This window comes from Micromonospora sp. B11E3 (genome assembly GCF_039871625.1).
Classification (GTDB): domain Bacteria; phylum Actinomycetota; class Actinomycetes; order Mycobacteriales; family Micromonosporaceae; genus Micromonospora.
This window is the reverse complement of sequence record NZ_JBDPMC010000191.1, coordinates 1-1,900: the sequence shown is the minus strand read 5'-3', so window position 1 is coordinate 1,900 and position 1,900 is coordinate 1. Positions and strand designations below refer to the sequence as shown.

Annotated in this window: 1 protein-coding gene; it reads right to left on the bottom strand. The window is 65.5% G+C overall.

Annotation, left to right across the window (positions count from 1 at the left end; all coding sequences use genetic code 11):
• Positions 1-1,887: hypothetical protein (locus tag ABGB16_RS33590; protein WP_347672078.1), on the bottom strand; the 1,887-nt coding region annotated here is incomplete at its 3' end.
• Between the last annotated feature and the right edge of the window lie 13 nt (positions 1,888-1,900).

Genomic DNA, 1,900 nt, shown 5'->3' with positions numbered 1-1,900 from the left:
GTGGCCGTTGGGGGCGGGCTTACCCTGCAGTCCCTGTGCCCAGGCTTTCACCCATGCGGTCATCCCTGGCCCCAGCTTCCCCTGTTTGTCGGTGGTCAGGGATACCCGGTCGGGGAGTTCACCCTTTTCTTTCAGCGTCTTCAGGTATGCGTGGAGGGTGGCGGGCCCGTCCTTGCTGGGCCGCCATGTGACCACGTGATCTGGTGGTGGGGGCAGCGGCGGCGCCGCCTCCCGCCAATAATTCCCGACCGATACCTGGGTGATCAGTTTGCCGGATAGTTTGGCTACCTCCTTCTGGGTGTAGGGGTGGCCGTTGGGGGCGGGCTCACCCTTCATTGCCTGTGCCCAGGCTTTCACCCATGCGGCCATCCCCGGCCCCAGATGCCCCTGTTTGTCGGGGTTCAGGGATACCCGGTCGGGGAGTTCACCCTTTTCTTCCAGCGTCTTCAGGTATGCGCGGAGGGTGGCGGGTCCGTCCGTGCTGGGCCGCCATGTGACCACGTGATCTGGTGGTGGGGGCAGCGGCGGCGCCGCCTCCCGCCAATATCTCCCGACCGATGTCTGGTCGATCAGTTTGCCGGATAGTGTGGCTACCTCCTTCTGGGTGTAGGGGTGGCCGTTGGGGGCGGGCTTACCCTGCAGTCCCTGTGCCCAGGCTTTCACCCATGCGGCCGTCCCCGGCCCCAGATGCCCCTGTTTGTCGGGGTTCAGGGATACCCGGTCGGGGAGTTCACCCTTTTCTTCCAGCTTCTTCAGGTATGCGCGGAGGGTGGCAGGCCCGTCCTTGCTGGGCCGCCAAGTGACCACGTGATCTGGTGGTGGGGGCAGCGGCGGCGCCGCCTCCCGCCAATATTTCCCGACCGATTCTTGGGTGATCAGTTTGCCGGATAGTTTGGCTACCGCATCGTGGGTGTAGGGGTGGCCGTCGGGGGCGGGCTTACCCTGCAGTCCCTGTGCCCAGGCTTTCACCCATGCGGCCATCCCCGGCCCCAGCTTCCCCTGTTTGTCGGGGGTCAGGGATACCCGGTCGGGGAGTTCACCCTTTTCTTTCAGCGTCTTCAGGTATGCGTGGAGGGTAGCGGGCCCGTCCTTGCTGGGCCGCCAAGTGACCACGTGATCTGGCGGTGGGGGCAGCGGCGGCGCCGCCTCCCGCCAATATCTCCCGACCGATGTCTGGTCGATCAGTTTGCCGGATAGTGTGGCTACCGCATCGTGGGTGTAGGGGTGGCCGTTGGGGGCGGTCTCGCCCTGGAGTCCCTGTGCCCAGGCTTTCACCCATGCGGCCATCCCCGGCCCCAGCTTCCCCTTTTTGTCGGTGGTCAGGGATACCCGGTCGGGGAGTTCACCCTTTTCTTCCAGCTTCTTCAGGTATGCGTGGAGGGTAGCGGGCCCGTCCTTGCTGGGCCGCCATGTGACCACGTGATCTGGTGGTGGGGGCAGCGGCGGTGCCGCCTCCCGCCAATATTTCCCGACCGATGTCTGGGTGATCAGTTTGCCGGATAGTGTGGCTACCGCCCGCTGGGTGTAGGGGTGGCCGTTGGGGGCGGTCTTACCCTGTAGTCCCTGTGCCCAGGCTTTCACCCATGCGGCCATCCCCGACCCCAGCTTCCCCTGTTTGTCGGGGTCCAGGGATACCCGGTCGGGGAGTTCACCCTTTTCTTCCAGCGTCTTCAGGTATTCGTGGAGGGTGGCGGGCCCGTCCTTGCCGGGCCGCCATGTGACCACGTGATCTGGTGGTGGGGGCAGCGGCGGCGCCGCCTCCCGCCAATATGCCCCGACCGATGTCTGGTCGATCAGTTTGCCGGATAGTGTGGCTACCGCCCGCTGGGTGTAGGGGTGGCCGTTGGGGGCGGGCTTACCCTGCAGTCCCTGTGCCCAGGCTTTCACCCATGCGGTCATC